At 52.0% G+C, this 16,921-nt stretch carries 18 protein-coding genes; all 18 read left to right on the forward strand.

The features are described 5' to 3' along the window. Position 1 precedes the first annotated feature (1 nt). The 18 genes from spoVAD to MHH48_RS09350 all read left to right on the forward strand — a co-directional run bounded on the left by spoVAD (position 2) and on the right by MHH48_RS09350 (position 16,917). On the forward strand, positions 2 to 1,015 hold the full coding sequence (spoVAD, locus tag MHH48_RS09265; protein WP_076320541.1) for a stage V sporulation protein AD: 1,014 nt from the start codon (positions 2 to 4) through the stop codon (positions 1,013 to 1,015). Positions 1,016 to 1,019: 4 nt separating this feature from the next. Beyond that, positions 1,020 to 1,370 carry a stage V sporulation protein AE gene (gene spoVAE, locus MHH48_RS09270; RefSeq protein WP_015734153.1) on the forward strand — a complete coding sequence of 117 codons (351 nt, stop codon included), beginning with the start codon at positions 1,020 to 1,022 and terminating at the stop codon, positions 1,368 to 1,370. A 175-nt stretch (positions 1,371 to 1,545) separates the two neighbouring features. Further along, positions 1,546 to 2,502, forward strand: a complete 957-nt coding sequence (locus MHH48_RS09275) for a MoxR family ATPase (protein WP_076320542.1) — start codon at positions 1,546 to 1,548, stop codon at positions 2,500 to 2,502. 2 nt (positions 2,503 to 2,504) lie between these two features. Next, positions 2,505 to 3,752, forward strand: coding sequence for a DUF58 domain-containing protein (locus MHH48_RS09280; protein ID WP_076320543.1), 1,248 nt, complete (start codon positions 2,505 to 2,507; stop codon positions 3,750 to 3,752). Next, positions 3,749 to 5,989: a transglutaminase domain-containing protein gene (locus MHH48_RS09285; protein WP_076320544.1), complete on the forward strand. Its 2,241-nt coding sequence runs from the start codon at positions 3,749 to 3,751 to the stop codon at positions 5,987 to 5,989. Before MHH48_RS09280 ends, MHH48_RS09285 begins: the two co-directional genes overlap by 4 nt. A 241-nt stretch (positions 5,990 to 6,230) precedes the next feature. Next, a complete protein-coding gene (locus MHH48_RS09290; RefSeq protein ID WP_076320545.1) occupies positions 6,231 to 6,761 on the forward strand; it encodes a YqeG family HAD IIIA-type phosphatase in 531 nt (176 codons plus the stop codon). Then, positions 6,758 to 7,885, forward strand: a complete 1,128-nt coding sequence (gene yqeH, locus MHH48_RS09295; RefSeq protein WP_076320546.1) for a ribosome biogenesis GTPase YqeH — start codon at positions 6,758 to 6,760, stop codon at positions 7,883 to 7,885. The genes MHH48_RS09290 and yqeH overlap by 4 nt, the downstream gene beginning before the upstream one ends. Before the next feature lie 55 nt (positions 7,886 to 7,940). After that, a complete protein-coding gene (locus MHH48_RS09300; protein ID WP_076320547.1) occupies positions 7,941 to 8,795 on the forward strand; it encodes a shikimate dehydrogenase in 855 nt (284 codons plus the stop codon). A gap of 111 nt (positions 8,796 to 8,906) precedes the next feature. Continuing rightward, positions 8,907 to 9,197, forward strand: a complete 291-nt coding sequence (yhbY, locus tag MHH48_RS09305) for a ribosome assembly RNA-binding protein YhbY (protein ID WP_076320548.1) — start codon at positions 8,907 to 8,909, stop codon at positions 9,195 to 9,197. A 66-nt stretch (positions 9,198 to 9,263) separates the two neighbouring features. Beyond that, entirely contained in the window at positions 9,264 to 9,854 is a 591-nt protein-coding gene (nadD, locus tag MHH48_RS09310; RefSeq protein WP_076320549.1) for a nicotinate-nucleotide adenylyltransferase, read from the forward strand. Continuing rightward, positions 9,838 to 10,416 (forward strand): bis(5'-nucleosyl)-tetraphosphatase (symmetrical) YqeK, encoded by a 579-nt coding sequence (gene yqeK, locus MHH48_RS09315; protein ID WP_076320550.1) that lies wholly within the window; start codon positions 9,838 to 9,840, stop codon positions 10,414 to 10,416. The genes nadD and yqeK overlap by 17 nt, the downstream gene beginning before the upstream one ends. Then, complete coding sequence (gene rsfS / locus MHH48_RS09320; RefSeq protein ID WP_071222884.1) at positions 10,413 to 10,760, forward strand: ribosome silencing factor; 348 nt, start codon at positions 10,413 to 10,415, stop codon at positions 10,758 to 10,760. The genes yqeK and rsfS overlap by 4 nt, the downstream gene beginning before the upstream one ends. Then, positions 10,757 to 11,659 carry a S1-like domain-containing RNA-binding protein gene (locus tag MHH48_RS09325; protein WP_076320551.1) on the forward strand — a complete coding sequence of 301 codons (903 nt, stop codon included), beginning with the start codon at positions 10,757 to 10,759 and terminating at the stop codon, positions 11,657 to 11,659. Before rsfS ends, MHH48_RS09325 begins: the two co-directional genes overlap by 4 nt. A 42-nt stretch (positions 11,660 to 11,701) precedes the next feature. Further along, entirely contained in the window at positions 11,702 to 12,472 is a 771-nt protein-coding gene (locus MHH48_RS09330; RefSeq protein ID WP_076320552.1) for a class I SAM-dependent methyltransferase, read from the forward strand. Between the two features lie 320 nt (positions 12,473 to 12,792). Beyond that, on the forward strand, positions 12,793 to 13,659 hold the full coding sequence (locus MHH48_RS09335; protein WP_076321290.1) for a sugar phosphate isomerase/epimerase family protein: 867 nt from the start codon (positions 12,793 to 12,795) through the stop codon (positions 13,657 to 13,659). 25 nt (positions 13,660 to 13,684) lie between these two features. After that, positions 13,685 to 14,854 carry a Gfo/Idh/MocA family oxidoreductase gene (locus MHH48_RS09340; RefSeq protein WP_076320553.1) on the forward strand — a complete coding sequence of 390 codons (1,170 nt, stop codon included), beginning with the start codon at positions 13,685 to 13,687 and terminating at the stop codon, positions 14,852 to 14,854. Positions 14,855 to 14,877: 23 nt separating this feature from the next. Next, on the forward strand, positions 14,878 to 15,951 hold the full coding sequence (locus tag MHH48_RS09345) for a Gfo/Idh/MocA family oxidoreductase (protein WP_076320554.1): 1,074 nt from the start codon (positions 14,878 to 14,880) through the stop codon (positions 15,949 to 15,951). Positions 15,952 to 16,035: 84 nt separating this feature from the next. Continuing rightward, positions 16,036 to 16,917, forward strand: coding sequence for an AraC family transcriptional regulator (locus MHH48_RS09350; protein WP_076320555.1), 882 nt, complete (start codon positions 16,036 to 16,038; stop codon positions 16,915 to 16,917). The last annotated feature ends 4 nt before the right edge of the window (positions 16,918 to 16,921 follow it).

Consider the following 16,921-nt stretch of genomic DNA (forward strand, 5'->3'; position numbering starts at 1 on the left):
GATGAAGGTGATCGGCCAAACCTGGCAGTTCGAGAACAAACCCGTCATTATCGGCACGGGGACGATTGTAGGACCTGAGGAAGGCGAAGGGCCACTCGCCGATGATTTCGACTATGTCTACGACAATATTGAGATCAACGAAAAAACATGGGAAAAGGCGGAGCGAAAACTGCTGGAGGATGCTTCAAGTAAGGCGGTCGAAAAGGCTGGCATCAAGGAAGACCAGCTGCAGTTTTTTGTGGGCGGGGACTTGATGAACCAGATCATCAGCAGTTCCTTTGCTGCAAGACAGTTGGGTGTGCCTTACATCGGCGTATTCGGTGCCTGCTCTACTTCAATGGAGAGCCTCGCGGTGGCCTCCATGCTCGTGGATTCAGGAGGGGCCAAGTATGTCATGGCCGGTACAGCAAGCCATAACTGTACGGTCGAGAAGCAGTTTCGTTATCCTACGGAGTACGGATCGCAGAAACCGCCGTATGCACAATATACGATAACGGGAGCAGGCTGCTCCGTCATTTCGGACAAGGGAGACGGTCCTGCTGTCACGTATGCCACTATTGGCAAGGTGGTCGATCTGGGCATCAAGGACCCGTTCAATATGGGGACGGCGATGGCTCCGGCGGCAGCCGATACAATAACCCAGCACTTTAAAGACACAGGCCGGCAAGCGAAGGATTATGACCTGATCGTGACCGGTGACCTGGCCTCGGTTGGACTTCCGATCGCCAAGGATCTCTTGAAACAGAATGATGTCATCATGGACGGCACGGTATTTGCCGATTGCGGCTTAATGATCTACGACATGGAAAAGCAGAAATACGTCAATGCAGGGGGCAGCGGCTGCGGCTGCTCGGCTGTTGTCACTTATGGCCATATTTTGAAACGGATGCTTAAAGGCGAATTGAAAAAGGTGCTGGTCGTTGCTACCGGAGCCTTGCTTTCGCCTCTTTCTTACCAGCAGGGTGAGAGCATTCCGTGCATCGCTCACGCTGTAGCTTTAGAGATGGGAGGATAACGCAATGCAGTTTTTATGGGCGTTTATTATTGGCGGTCTGATTTGCGTCATTGGGCAAATTATGATGGACGTTATTAAATTGACACCGGCACATACGATGAGTACGTTAGTGGTCGCCGGAGCCATCGCCGACGGGTTCGGATTGTATGAGCCGCTGGTCAAATTCGCGGGAGCGGGAGCCTCGGTGCCGATCACCAGCTTTGGTAATTCGCTTGTGCACGGCGCCTTGACGGAGCTGGGGAGGGACGGCTGGATCGGGGTCGTGACGGGGATATTCGAAGTCACCAGTGCAGGGATATCCTCGGCCATCATTTTCTCGTTCCTGGCCGCTCTGTTTGTTCGTCCGAAGGGATAAAACTAAAATCATCAAGAAGGAGAGGACCCAGGCATCATGCCGGGGTCTTTTCCTGTTTATAGGGACGATAAGAAGGCGAATAGGCAAAATATCTCTTCGAATGTACTCCGGGACCTCGATCATGTACAATAGTACTAAAATAAGTATTTATTCCCTTACAGGAGGTTAGTCATACATGCCCGTAAGCCAAGAATCCATGAAAATCATTACCTCGGTGCGAACCAATCTGGAGTCGTGCCTATTAGGCAAAGAATTTGAGATCCAATTGCTCCTTACGGCGCTGCTCGCTGGCGGACATGTACTGATCGAGGATGTGCCCGGCACAGGAAAGACCCAACTGATCAAAGCATTAGCGAAATCCATGCAGGGAGACTACCGCCGCATTCAGTGTAACCCGGATATTCTCCCGAGTGATATAACGGGCGTTTCGGTATTCCACCCGAGAGACGAAATGTTTTACTTCCGTCCTGGCCCAGTCATGACCAACATTTTGCTGGCGGATGAAATCAATCGAGCGACAACCAAGACGCAATCGGCCCTGCTTGAGGTAATGGAGGAGCGCAGCGTAACAGTGGATGGAGCTACCCACGAGCTTCCGCATCCCTTCATGCTGTGCGCGACCCAGAACCCGATCGATTTTGAAGGCACCTATATGCTCCCGGAAGCACAGCTGGACCGGTTTATGCTGAAGCTGAGCCTGGGTTACCCTGATGCTGCTACGGAGAAGCAGTTGATGTACCGTTCGCGGGACGGACAACTGGCGGACAAGCTTCAGCCGGTGACGCATATGGATACCATTTCGGCTATTCAACGTGAGATTCGCGAGGTATTCATCGGTGACCCCGTCGCCGATTACTTGCTGAATATTACCCGGTCGACCCGCGAGCACCCTTCCGTTATGCTGGGCGCAAGTCCCCGGGCAACGCTGTCATTCATGAATGCTGTTAAAGCTTATGCCTTCTTGCAAGAGAGGGATTACGTTCTGCCAGATGATGTGAAGACGTTGGCTCCATACGTACTTTCGCACCGGATCATGCTGCGTCCGGAAGCCAGGCTCGACAATGCGAGTCCCGAATCGGTGCTCGAGTTTATACTGCGTCAGGTCAAAGTGCCTGTTCAGATGGGGAGATAGGCATGCGCCGCGCTGTTTCGTTATTTTTGAATGGCATGCAGCCGTCTAGACTGGCAGCGGTATTGGCGGTATGGTGCCTATGTCTTTTGTATGTATTATTTCAGGGGGGCAAAACCTCGCTCATGCTTTTCTCCATGGTCAGCCTTCTGACGATCTATTTGATCGGTGCAGGCTTTGGTGGGGTCAATCGTGTGAAAGCCCAGCGAAGAGTGCTGGGACGATCGGAGCAAGAAGGAGAACTTCTTCACGCCGGTGAACAGGTTCGCGTGAAGTTGGAGGTCCATGTTCCGGGATTGCTTCCGATGCCCTATATGATCGTGCGTGAAGTATTGCAAAGGCACAACGGCGACTCCTGGTCTTTTGAAGATAGCGTCATTCCGAACCTCCGCGGAGCGGGCAAACTTGTATTTCAGACCCCTCCGCTTGAACGGGGGCGGTACGCTTTTTCAAAGACGGAATGTATTAGCGAGGATATTTTCGGATTAATGGAGCACAAGGGACGGATTGAAGTTCAGACCGATTTCCGCGTCCTGCCAAGAACTATATATATTCCTAAATGGCAGCGAAACATACGGAATTCAAGATTGGGCGGTACGCATACCACGGTTTCGGCTTCAAGACGGGAAACAACGCAGATTAACGGAGTTCGCGATTATGTATATGGCGACCGTATCTCCCGGATTCACTGGAATGCAACGGCGAAGACGGGCTCGTGGAAGTCGAAGGAATTTGAGCATGAATCGTTTCCCAGAACGATGATCGTGCTGGACTGCACTGCGGACGGATATGATCATGCCCAGCAATTCGAGCTCGCCGTATCGGCCGCCGCATCGCTGATCGAGTATGGGGCCAAGGAGCATGCGGGTACAGGCTTGTTCACGGCTACCCGAGAAGCTCAAATATTCGCTCCCACCGATCACGCCGGAGAGCGGATGCGCATGATTCAGCATTTGGTTGACGTGGATTATAACCGCAAAACCAAATTGATTGCTTCCCTGGAGAAATCCTATCGCCATTTTCCAAAAGGAGCCCTGTTCCTGCTGATCAGCCCGATGAGCGGCAAGGACGCTTCAGAGATCATGCGCTGGGTAGAAACCAGGGGAATGAACCCTTGCTTCTTGCAAATAAACAATTCCAATGAAACGAAAAAACGCGATGAATCCGTATCGCTTCTGCAATCCCGGGGGATTTCAAGCTATTCGGTTTCTTCCCTTGATGAGCTTCCGGCTGCGCTGGGAGGTGGTGCATGATGAAGTTATGGCTGGACAAACTATCTACTACCTTCTTTAGTACCTTAACGATGCTATGGATCTGGATCATCGGGATGCAGTGGGTCTCCTTTACGGAGACGATATGGCTCTCGGAAACGACAGCCATGGTTATCGCAGCATTAACCATTACGGCGGTTACCGAAGCGCTACTGCCGATCAAGCAAGGTTACCGGGTGCTTATCCAGTTTGTTTTGATCTTGTATTGTGTGTACAGTTTGCTGAAAACTTACGGTAATCCGGTTCCCGCCTTCGGAGCTGAAGGCGTTCTGACCGAGGAAATCATGTATCTTTTTCCTTATTTGTGGTTTGCTATCGCCGCATGGGCCGCTTTCCTGTTCCTTACGCGGTGGGCCAAAACCAAGGGGCGCGTGCTTTTTGCAGTCGGGATCAACGTCATCGGTTTTGCCGTGCTGGATTCCTTTACGAAAATCGTGCTGTGGGATGAGATCGCCTGGGTGGTCGGAGCAGGGATGGGCTGGCTCGTATCCAGCCATTTTAACCGGTTCCGCAGGCGTTTTCCGCAGGGTTGGGTCAATTTATCGAAATATCCGTTTAAGATTATCGCCAACATTCTGGTCATCTTCTCTTTGATCATTGTGGCCGGCGTGAATATGCCGCATGTGAAGCCGACATTAACCGATCCTTACACGGCGTGGAGAGAGTGGAACGGAGTGCCGTTATCCGGCAGCAGTACAACCGGGACCGGAACCCTTATCGAGTCACCGTCTGAAAGCATGTCCGGGTATGGACGGGAGGATAATGACCTTGGCGGCGGTTTTAATTTTGACTATTCACCGGTGATGTCGATTACCTCGGATGAACGCAGCTATTGGCGAGGGGAGACCAGAGCCGTATACTCGGGAACGGGTTGGGCGGACGGAGCCAGCAGCCGGCGTTCCGGTACGGGCGTGGGCATCGGTGAGGAATTGCCGGGAGAAGCCAGCGCATCCGTACCTACCAAAACGCTGGAGCAATCGGTAACGATGCTGAGTGATACGGTGTATCCGGTATTGTTCGGTGCCTACACTGTTCGTCAGTTGGAGAATTTGGATGAGGATATCGATCCGGATCGGCTCAGCTGGGTGACCGAAGGCGCGGAGATGCATCTGGACGACGTTCGTAATGCTGACTACCCGAAGAGTTATACATTAACGTCGCAAGTGCCGGTGATTCCAATCGATGAGCTGAGCACCAGGACTTATGATGAACTATATTCCAGCTCGATTGACGATGCTTATATCCAGATGCCGAGAAACTTTCCTGACCGCGTTTCCGATCTGGCCGAAGAAATTACCGCGGACGGAGATACGCCGTATGAGAAGGTCATGCTCTTGCAACAATATTTAACGAGCAACTTTACTTATACCAACACGCCGAATCTTACGCGCAAGAAGAGCGATGATTTTGTGGATGCGTTTCTGTTTGAAATCCAGGAAGGGTATTGTGATTATTTCTCTACATCCTTGGTGATGATGACACGGTCGCTGGATATCCCCGCGCGCTGGGTCAAAGGCTACGCGCCGGGAAGAATGACGGCTTCGGAGTACGTTCCGGCCGATGGTCAGACCACGATTGAGCCCGGAAACTATACCGTTACGAATGCTGACGCTCATTCCTGGGTTGAAGTATACTTCGGTGAGTACGGCTGGGTTCCGATTGAAGCAACACCGGGCTTCAGCATGCCGATTTTGACGGCCGACACAGACGCTAAGCCTGTCATTGAGGAAGAAGTTGAAGAAGAAGAGAAGGCAGAGGACAAGGATACGCCAGCCGCAGCCTCTGATCATCAGCAACCTGTCTGGGTTAAAGTTGTTGTCACGGCAGCCGTGGTTGTTATCGTATTGTGGATTCTGTACATCGTGTGGAGAATGCGCATCAGCCTGCGTTTTGCCGGGGCACGCATTCGGGCGGGCAAGCCGCTGACGGCAGCGGATAAAGTCATCGCCGAAACCGAACGATGGATTCGTTCCGTGCAGCGCCGAGGCTTAGTGAGGCAGGAACATGAAACTCTCCGTGAATCGGTTGGCCGCTGGGTAAGTGCACACCCTGAGCTTGGAGCGGAGCTGAGACCGCTGCTGCAGCAATTTGAAGCGGCTCGGTACAGTCCGGCTGAAGTGAAGGAGGAGCAATGGCGCTCAGTCCAACATGATGCTCAGAAGCTGAAGAAGTCCATCAAGAAGGTCCGCATTGTATCCGAGAAACGTCTATCAACCTAATCCAAGAAGACAGATTCGCGTGATGGGTGGTTGTTGTTGCGTGTATCAGGATAACTCGATATGAATACGTTCTGATATCCGGTCATTTCAAGACCGCCCGATCTGCTTCCAATTAGCCGCCGGGTGGTCTTTTGCTAGTAAAGTCAGCGGTACGGTATAAGGGAAGAAAAAGGCTCGTGATTATTTTTACTAAGGAACCGGAATATGGTATAGTTTTTCGTATGAAATTGAGGTGACGAACTTGTTTGAAATGTTAATTCCAAAGCTCCGTGTCAATACGGTTTTTGATATTAACCTAGAGGAATTATATGAGCAGGGGTATCGGGGGATCATTACCGATTTGGATAATACTCTTGTAGGGGCGAAGGCACCGGTTGCCACGCCGGAACTGGTTGTTTGGTTCAAAAGGGTGAAGGAGATCGGTTTCCAGCTCATCATCGTCTCCAATAACCAGCTGGAACGCGTGTCTAAATTTGCGACGCCGCTGGATATCCAGTATGTGCATGAAGCCCGTAAACCAAGCAATACCCCGTTTCGCAAAGCGATCAAGATGATGGATCTTACGCCGGAGAAAACGGTAGTTGTCGGCGACCAGATGCTGACCGACGTATATGGCGGGAATCGGCTGGGTCTGTATACGGTACTGGTTATGCCTATCGCCATCAACGATGAGGGATGGTTTACGCGCCTGGTCAATCGCCGGGTGGAGCGCATCGCATTGACCCGTTTGCGCAAAAAAGGATTATGGATGGAGGAGGAACCGAAATCATGACGTTGCCTACTGGCGGAGAAGACATCAAGAAGTGCAGCGGCTGCGGCATACAGCTTCAGAGTGCAGCACAGGACAAGCCGGGCTATTTGCCGGAAAAGGCTTGGGACCGCGATCCGGTTATTTGCCAACGATGTTTCCGGATAAAGAATTATAATGAAGCGTCCTCGGTTGCCGTAGACCAGGATGAGTTTTTACGGCTGCTGGGACAGATCGGCGGCAAGAACGCGCTTGTCATTCATATCGTGGATCTCTTCGATTTTGAAGGCAGCCTTATTTCGGGGCTGCAGCGGTTTGTCGGCAACAATCCGGTTATTCTGGCCGTTAACAAGACGGATCTTCTGCCGAAGGTCACCAATTGGAACAAGGTTCTCAATTGGGTACAGAAGCAGTGCAAGGAGCATGGCCTGAGAACCGAAGACATCGTGCTCTGCAGCGCGAAGAAGAATCAAGGCTTTGAGCGGTTGCTGGAGACGGTAGCGCATTACCGAGGCGACCGGGACGTCTACGTGGTTGGCGCCACGAATGTGGGTAAATCCAGCTTGATCAATCGCCTGATCCGCGACTACAGCGATTTAGATCAGGAGCTGACCGTTTCCCGTTATCCGGGAACGACGCTGGATATGGTCAATATTCCACTGGACGACGGCCGATATATTATTGATACGCCGGGCATCGTGTACCCTTGGCGCTACAGCGAGCTTGTGAGCCGTGAGGATTTGGGGACGGTTATGCCGGAAAATCCGCTGAAGCCGATGGTTTACCAGTTGAACGAAGGACAGACGCTATTCTTCGGAGGTTTCGGCCGTTTTGATTTTCTCCAAGGAGAGCACCAATCCTTTACTTGCTTTATTAGCGGCAGATTAGGGATTCATCGGACCAAACTGGAGCGAGCGGATTCGTTATTTGCTGAGCATGCCGGAGAGCTGCTCTCACCGCCGACCAAAGAACGGATTGAAGAACTACCGGAATGGACAAGACATGAAATCCGTATTCCTAAGGGAACCCGCCAAGACGTGTTTATCTCAGGGCTCGGCTGGATCAAGATCAATGGTGAACAAGGAGCGCTTGTTGCGGTTCATGTCCCTAAAGGAATCAAAGTTCTGTCGCGTCCATCCTTGATATAATTGATGAATCGCTCTGGTATACCGTCCGGTTTATCATGGGAGAGATAGGGGAGAAATGAAAGTGAATCCAATGATCGAGCGTGATTATTTGCTCCTTGGCGTAATGGGGGACCCGATCGGTCACTCGAAATCACCGGCCATGCATCATGCGGCGATCACCGTCCTGGGATTGTCAGGGGCCTATGTGCCTCTTCATATACGTCCGGAAGGGCTTAGTGACGCCATCCAGGCAGTCAAAGCGCTGGGATTCCGAGGGGTGAACGTAACGATCCCGCACAAGGTGGAGGTTATGAAATATCTGGATGTCGTCGATGAGGGGGCGCGGCGCATCGGTGCCGTGAATACCATCGTCAACGACAATGGCCAATTGACGGGTTATAATACGGATGGGATCGGATATGTTCGTTCATTAAAGGATGAAGCCTGTCCCGATCTTAAGGGGAAGCGCATCGTCGTCATCGGCGCTGGCGGAGCGGCCAGGGGGATCATCTATGCCCTTACCGGAGAAGGGCCTGAGAAGATATCCATTGTGAATCGGACATCCGCCAAAGCGCTGGCGTTGGCCGAGGAGTGGAGCTCGCTTGCCGACTTGAGGGGATACGGAGAGGATCATGCCAGAGAGGCGTTGTCGGATGCCGATGTTGTGATCAACACCACTTCGGTGGGCATGTTTCCCCGGGTTTCCGAGCTTCCCATTCCAATGGAGTATATACCGGAAGGGATCGTTGTCAGCGATCTGATCTATAATCCGTTGAAGACCGAGCTGTTACGGGTAAGTGAGCTTCGGCAATGCACGGTGCATGGCGGACTTGGGATGTTCATCAACCAAGGGGCGTATGCATTCGAGTATTGGACAGGTCTGACGGCGCCTGTACAGGCGATGAAGGAAGCGGTTCTGACCAGCTTCTAAGTCGAGGTTTAATATCTTGTTTATTGATTAATGCTTATGCAAAAGCTACAATATAGCTTTCGATAAGCAGCAAGCTTTAATAATTGAATATTTAAGGAGTAATGACCAAGCATGTTAACAGGAAAGCAAAAACGACATTTACGTTCGCTTGCGCATCATCTGGATCCGCTGTTCCAGGTAGGCAAGGGAGGCAGCAACGAGCATCTGATCCGGCATATTTCCGAGGCGATTGAGAAACGGGAACTCATGAAAGTATCCGTTCTCAACAACTGTCTTGAAGACCCGCGCGAAATCGCCGAGGAGCTTGCTGAAGGTGCCGGAGCCGAACTGGTACAGGTTATCGGCAAGACGATTGTGCTTTATAAAGAATCGAAAGACCACAAAACCATCGAATTGCCGTAAGGGAGCCCTAATAGCTCCAGTTTAGCGGATATAGAATAACTCTCTTATTAGGGGAGGTGAACCCGAATGAAGGTAGGGATAATGGGCGGAACCTTCGATCCCATTCATATCGGGCATATGCTAGCAGCCGAGTGCGCGCGGGACGCTTACGATCTGGAAGAAGTATGGTTTATGCCAAGCCATATCCCCCCGCACAAGGAAGATGCTGGCGTAACCGGTCTGATGAGGCTGGAGATGACCGCTGAGGCAGTAGCCGACCATCCATCTTTTCGTACATTGGATTGGGAAGTGAAGCGCGGCGGCGTATCCTATACGGTAGACACGGTTAGAGAACTGCGGGATACGTATCCCGAGCATGATTTCTCGTTCATTATCGGAGCGGATATGGTAGCGTATCTCCCCAAGTGGAATCGGATCGGGGAGCTGGCGGACATGCTGACGTTTATTGGGCTTAACCGTCCCGGATCCAAGCTATCGGTGGATGATCTGCCTGATTTCCTGCAAAAGGTGGTAGTGACAGCGGAGATGCCGTTGATCGAAATATCCTCCACCATGATTCGGAGCAGAGCCGCATCAGGTTCGTCCATCCGTTATATGGTGCCGGACCGTGTATACGATTATATTGTTAGGAGCGGTATTTATGGAGTACAGCCGTGATGAACTCATTGAAGCGGTATCCTCCCAGATGCCGGCCAAGCGCTGGGATCACACAAAAGGCGTAATGGAAACCGCGGTCATCCTTGCAAAGAGGTTCGGGGCCGATCCGGTTAAGGCGGAATTGGCTGCCATCCTGCATGATGTGGCCAAATACTGGCCCGTGCAAAAGCTTCATCAAATGATGGTGGAGCATGCGCTCTCCGAAGAGCTGCTCCATTACGACAAGCAGCTTTGGCATGCTGAGGTAGGCGCATTCGTAGCGGAGCAAGAGTATGGCGTGACGGATGCTGAGGTGCTTGACGCCATCCGCTACCATACGTCGGGGCGCATAGGCATGACGCTGCTTGACAAGGTGGTCTGTCTTGCGGATTATATGGAGCCGGGACGGGATTTCCCCGGCGTGAATAATATTCGCGAACTGGCCAACCATAGCCTTGAAGAGGCGCTTGCAGCCGGTTTTGATTCGACGATCGGACATCTGCTTTCGCGCAGACAAATCATTTTTCCGTTGACGGTACTAGCCCGCAACGATCTAATTAAGCAATTGGAGGCGAATTCATGACGTTGAAACCGAATGAATTATTAAATGTGGCAGTGACTGCCGCAGAAGATAAAAAAGCGATGGATATCGTGGTTCTGGATCTTAGAGGAATCTCCCTGATCGCAGACTATTTTGTCATTTGCCATGGTAACTCGGATACACAAGTGCAAGCGATCGCAACCGAAATTCGTAAACAGGCTCATGATGCAGGAGTGGCTTTGCGCGGACTGGAGGGAATGGATGCAGCCCGCTGGGTGCTGATGGATCTCGGAGACGTGATCGTTCATATCTTCCATCGCGATGAGCGCGAATATTACAACATCGAACGACTGTGGTCAGATGCTAAAGTGGTGGAGAACGTATGAGTCTGATTGCCGGCACATTAACGAAACTCGTCGTTTCCAGAGAAGTGTCCCCTTATGGTTATTTTCTGGATGGCGGAGATCGGGATGTGCTTCTTCATTATTCGGAGCTCACGGGTAAGATTGAGCCGGGGGATACGGTAGAGGTCTTTATATTCTTTGATACGGAAGACCGCCTGGCCGCTACGATGAAGAAGCCTTACCTTACGTTGGGTGAAACCGCTAAGCTTGAGGTGGCGGACGTCCATCCGCGCCTTGGCTGTTTCCTCGAGATGGGGCTTGGCCGACAACTTCTGCTTCCAATCCGAGAATTGCCGGAGTTGCGGGAGCTTCACCCCCAAGTGGGAGATCATGTGTTTGTCATCATGGAGCATGATAAGCAAGGACGACTTCGCGCGAAACTCGCCGGAGAACAAGAGCTTGCTCCGCTTGCGTTCCATGCGCCTGAATCGTGGAAGGGCCAATGGTTCACTGCTCTGGTGTACAAGCCGCTCCAGATGGGCACGTTTGTCATCATCGATGGCGGTGTGATCGGTTTCGGCGCGATCGGTATGATCCATTCCTCGGAACGGACGCGTATGCTGCGGCTTGGTGAAGAGGTGAAGGTCCGGGTCAGCCATATTCGGGAAGATGGCAGGGTCAACCTGTCCATGGTTCCGCAAAAAGAGATCGGCCGGACGGATGATGCAGACCGGCTGCTTGCTTTTCTGAAGGAGCGTCCGGGCCATGGGATGCCGTATTCGGATGAAACGCCGCCCGACATCATTAAGCAGCGGTTCGGCATTAGCAAATCCGCCTTTAAACGCGCGCTTGGCAAGCTGATGAAGGACGGTTTGGTTACGCAAAAGGACAGCTGGACGTATATGGTCAATCAAGAGGAGAACTCCGGATCAAACGAATAACCCGGCAAGGTAGGGGAAGCTTCTAAGGAAAGTGGTGTCATCATGTTGTCTTACCGCAAGTTTGCTTACGTATATGATCAACTCATGGAAGACATGCCGTACCCAGATTGGATTCGTTTTGCGAGAACCGCCTGGGATAAGCACGGAATGCCAAAAAGCGTCGTTGAGCTCGGGTGCGGGACAGGCAGCATTACCATTCCGCTCGTGAACTCCGGTTTCGAGGTAACAGGAATTGATCTGTCGGCGGATATGCTCTCAGTTGCTAGACGCAAGCTGGAGGGTACACCCCAGGGGCATCGATTGTTCCGGGAAGGCAGCGTCCGCTGGGTACAACAAGACATGCGTTCGTGGGAGCTGCCCGAGCAGGTGGATTCCGTCATTTCATTTTGTGATTGTGTGAACTACCTGCTGGAGGAAAAGGACATCCGCTCCGCATTTACAAGGACCTACAACGGTCTCAAGGAAGGCGGCACGTTCCTGTTTGATGTGCATCACCCGAACACACTGCTTCGATACGACGAAGAACAGCCCTTTGTGCTGGACGAACGGGAAGTGTCCTACATTTGGACATGCGACCTGGATGAACGACGGATGGAGATTGAGCATCATCTCTCCATCTTTGCACGTGACGGCCAAGACCCTACGGTCTACCGTCGCTTTGAGGAAACGCATGTGCAGCGGGGATATGACCCCGAATGGATGAAGGTCGAGCTGATTAAGGCCGGATTCCGGGATGTGAAATGTTATGCCGATTTTGAGTGGATGGAAGCGGGCCAGGATGCATCCCGGCTGTTCTACGTTGCCGTAAAATAAACGAAAAAATCCTTTTATGAGAAGCACTTCTCTCGTCTGTAGCGACGAAAGAAAGTGCTTCTTTTTTCGTTATGCATGGATTCATTATATTCAAAGACATTTCTTTTCCGCTTTATTTGACTGTAGTTAAGGTTCGGTAGCAGGGATATGGGTTTGCTTCCGGGACTGTGCTACGATGAGGGGTAGATAGGATGAACAGAAATGAGAGCGCTATCTCAAGAGATGTTTCTATGCATCCAATGTGCTCTGAATGACCGTATTTGAGTTCAATGATGATCAAATGATGCATAAGCTAATCTATTGGGAGAGGATGAATGAGCATGAAACTGTCCGTATTTACAGTCGCAACTCCTGACTTACAGCCTGAGGAGTTGGCAAAAGCCGCGGCGGATGCCGGTATTGAAGGAATCGAATGGCGTTTCAAGGAGATTCCGGAAGAAGCTGCGGGGGAGAAGCCCTCCTTCTGGCGGCATAATCGCTGCTCCATGGATCCAAACGGCACGCAGGAGGATTGGCTCAGGTTTCAGCAAGCAGCCGACAAGCATGGCCGGCGGAGTCTTGCGGTCGTCCCTTATCTGACATGCGGCGACGTGGAAGCAACGGAGAAGGTCATGCAAGCGGCCAAGCTGATCGGAGCCTCATTTATTCGCGTGGGTATTCCGGGATATGACCGTAAGCGAAATTACAATGAACTGTACGATCAGGCGGTCCGTTATCTGCATGAGGTACAGGATCTCGCTGCGGCATACGGGGTCAAGGGAGTAGTGGAAACACATCATCTTACGATCACTCCGAGCGCGGGATTGACGCACCGGCTTGTATCTCAATTCAACCCGCAGCATATCGGCGTGCTGTATGATCCGGGCAACATGGTCCATGAAGGTTACGAGAACTACCGGATGGGCTTGGAGCTTCTTGGTCCCTTCCTGGCTCATGTCCATGTGAAAAACGGAGGCTACCGCAAAACGCCTTCCGAGGATGGCACCTCGGCGACGTGGTCTGGGGAATGGGTCCCGCTTGCCCAGGGGGCCGTGCCATGGAAGCAGGTTATACAGGATCTGCAGTCGGTTGGTTACGAAGGCTATTACGGGATCGAGGATTTTAGCGGAACGTTCCAGTCCAGGGAATTGCTTGTTCGTTTTGCCGAGCAGATGAAGTTGTGGTCAGATCAGAAACAAAACGCGTAGGTCACTTTTGAAGGAGGCTATAGATATGGAACAGGTAAGAGTAGGGGTAATCGGACTGGGGATGGGTTTTTCGCATGCCAGATCGCTGGCGTCCGGGCGGATCAAAGGCGCGCGGCTTAGCGCTATATGCGATCTGAATCCAGCCAAGCAGGAAGAAGCGAGGGCAACGCTGCCTTCGGACGTAAAAATTTGGAGTGATACGGACGCTATGATCTCATCGGGGGAGATAGATGCGGTAATTATTGCTACGCCCCATTATGCCCATCCTCAAGTGGCGATCGAGTGCCTGAATCATGGACTCCATGTCCTGATCGAGAAACCGGCAGGCGTTTACACGAAGCAGGTACGGGAAATGAATCGCGCGGCAGAAGCCAGTGACAAAGTGTTCTCAATTATGTACAACCAGCGCTGTAATCCGCTATATAAGAAGCTGAGAGAGCTTATTGCCGACGGCGAACTCGGCGAAGTCCGGAGGATGAACTGGATCGTAACGAATTGGTACCGGTCCCAGAGCTATTATGATTCAGGCGGATGGCGAGCTACCTGGGCAGGAGAAGGCGGAGGGGTGCTGATTAACCAGTCCCCGCATCAGCTGGACCTCTGGCAGTGGACGACCGGCATGATGCCAAAGAGAATTCGTGCATTTTGCGCTTTCGGTAAATACCGGAACATCGAAGTCGAAGATGACGTGACGGCTTATGCGGAATACGAGAATGGTGCTACGGCCGTCTTTATTACGACAACGGGTGAAGCCCCGGGCACTAACCGATATGAAGTGACGGGAGACTGCGGAAAAATTGTTATCGAGGACGGCAAGCTCACCTTCTGGCGCCTCCGTGTGCCAGAGCCGGAATTCAATCGAGAGTATACCGGGGGCTTCGGCGAACCGGAATGCTGGAAATGCGAGGTGCCGATCTCGGGGGATAATCCGCAGCATAGCGGCATTATCCAGAACTTTGCGGATGCTATTTTGCATGGAACGCCATTGATTGCCCCGGGTGAAGAGGGAATTCATGGATTGACGCTGTCCAATGCCATGCATCTGTCCACCTGGACCGACAATTGGGTTGATCTGCCTCTTAACGAAGAGCTGTATTACGAAATGCTGCAGGAACGGATCACACATTCTTCCGCTCAGAAAACGGTCAAGGAGATCGGGTCGGTGGATATGAGCAAGACGTTTGGAACCTATTAAATCACAATCAGGAGGCACGTGGTATGGACCGCAGTAATGGAATGCTCTACGCGCCGGTGGGCAAGGCCCAGCCGGTGTGCAAGCCCGGAGAGTTTATGTTTGCTGCCATGTCGCTGGAGCATGGGCATATATACGGCATGTGTAACGGATTGATCGAGGCCGGGGCGACGCTGAAGTGGGTGTATGACTCAGACCCCGCGAAGGTTGCGGCTTTTTGCAAGGCTTATCCAAGTGTAACCGTCGCTTCGTCGGAGGCACAGGTGCTAGAGGATGCGGAGGTTCATCTGGTAGCGGCTGCGGCTATTTCTTCGGAACGATGCGAACTTGGCCTGAAGGTCATGTCGCATGGGAAGGATTATTTTACGGATAAGACGCCTTTCACCACGCTGGAGCAGGTGAACGCTGCTCGCGCGAAGGCGGCGGAGACAGGCAGGAAGTACATGGTCTATTACAGTGAACGGCTGCATGTGGAGAGTGCCGTCCATGCAGGAAGGCTGATCCAGGACGGGGCGATAGGGCGAGTGGTGCAAGTGATGGGAACAGGTCCGCACCGTTTAAATGCGCCTTCCCGTCCGGACTGGTTTTTCCGTCATCAACAGTATGGTGGCATTCTGTGTGATATCGGCTCCCACCAGATTGAACAATTTTTGTTTTTTGCGGGCTGCCGCGATGCCAAAGTGCTCAGCAGCAAGGTGGGAAATTATGCGAATCCGGATTATCCGGAGCTGGAGGATTTTGGAGATGCAACGCTTGTAGGAGACAACGGGGCCACGAATTATTTCCGTGTCGACTGGCTGACACCTGGAGGCCTTGGCACCTGGGGCGACGGAAGAACCTTTATTCTGGGGACGGAAGGATACATCGAGCTTCGCAAATACATCGATATCGCAAGGCATCCGCAAGGCGATCATCTGTACCTGGTCAATGGCGAGGGAGAGTTTCATATGGAGCTTCAAGGCAAGGTGGGCTATCCATTCTTCGGGGAACTTATCCTGGATTGTCTGGAACGTACGGAGCATGCCATGTCCCAGGAGCACGCCTTCAAAGCCGGAGAATTGTGCGTCATCGCCCAAAATGAGGCCGTGCGCATTCCATAAAATCATTTATAATAGAGAAAACCCCGTTTTGTTGAGGGTTGAGGATTAGACAACTCCAAAATCGCTAAAGGGGCGATTCTCTAGATGACCTCATCTGCCGATATGATGCTAGGCTTTGACCGCATGCAGCTGCAGGCGCCGTTCGATCTGACCTATTACAATGAACAGCCGTTGTCCGGAGGACAGTTTCACTCGCATGCTTTTTATGAAATTTATTATTTCCATGAAGGACGCTGCACTTATTTGATCGGCGATTCCGTTTTCACGCTGAAGCCGGGGGATCTGCTCTTGATGAACGGGCTTACGCTTCACTGTCCGAATGTAGAGCCTGATTCTAGATATGTCAGAAGCATTCTGCATTTTGATCCGGCCTGGATTTGCAAGGGGCTTTCGGAGACGGCCAGATCGATACTGCTGGACCCCTTCGAAACGCTGCGAAATCATCGCATGACACTGACAGGGGCGAACCGGGATGAATTTGAAGGCATGCTGGCCGATATGCATCGCCTCTCGGCATCCACGGCCGGTTTTCGTCAGGAACGGATGACCTTGCGTATTCAAGAGATGATGTACGTCATCGCGGACTGGTGCCAGGGTGCTGTGCAGGATCAGGACTCCATCTCCGAGAAAGAACGGCATGTCCAGCATGTCGTGTCGTTTGTCGAGGAAAATTATATGCAGGATCTGACGCTGGAGCAAATCGCCCGCGATATGCATATTACGAAGCACTATTTATCCTCCTTGTTTAAGGAGGTTACTGGAACGACGGTGTTTAAATATTTGTATCACCGGCGGATTAACCAAGCTAAAATTTTGCTCAGGCTCCATCCTCATCTCAGCATCACGGAGATCAGCCAGGCGGCAGGCTTCAAGCATTTGGCTCATTTCAGCAGGATGTTCAAGGCCATGGTCGGGACGACACCGGAATATTATCGCAGAAGCGGAGAAGAGCTTTCGTTGACTTGATCGG

The organism is Paenibacillus sp. FSL F4-0100 (assembly GCF_037993005.1).
Classification (GTDB): Bacteria; Bacillota; Bacilli; order Paenibacillales; family Paenibacillaceae; genus Paenibacillus_AQ.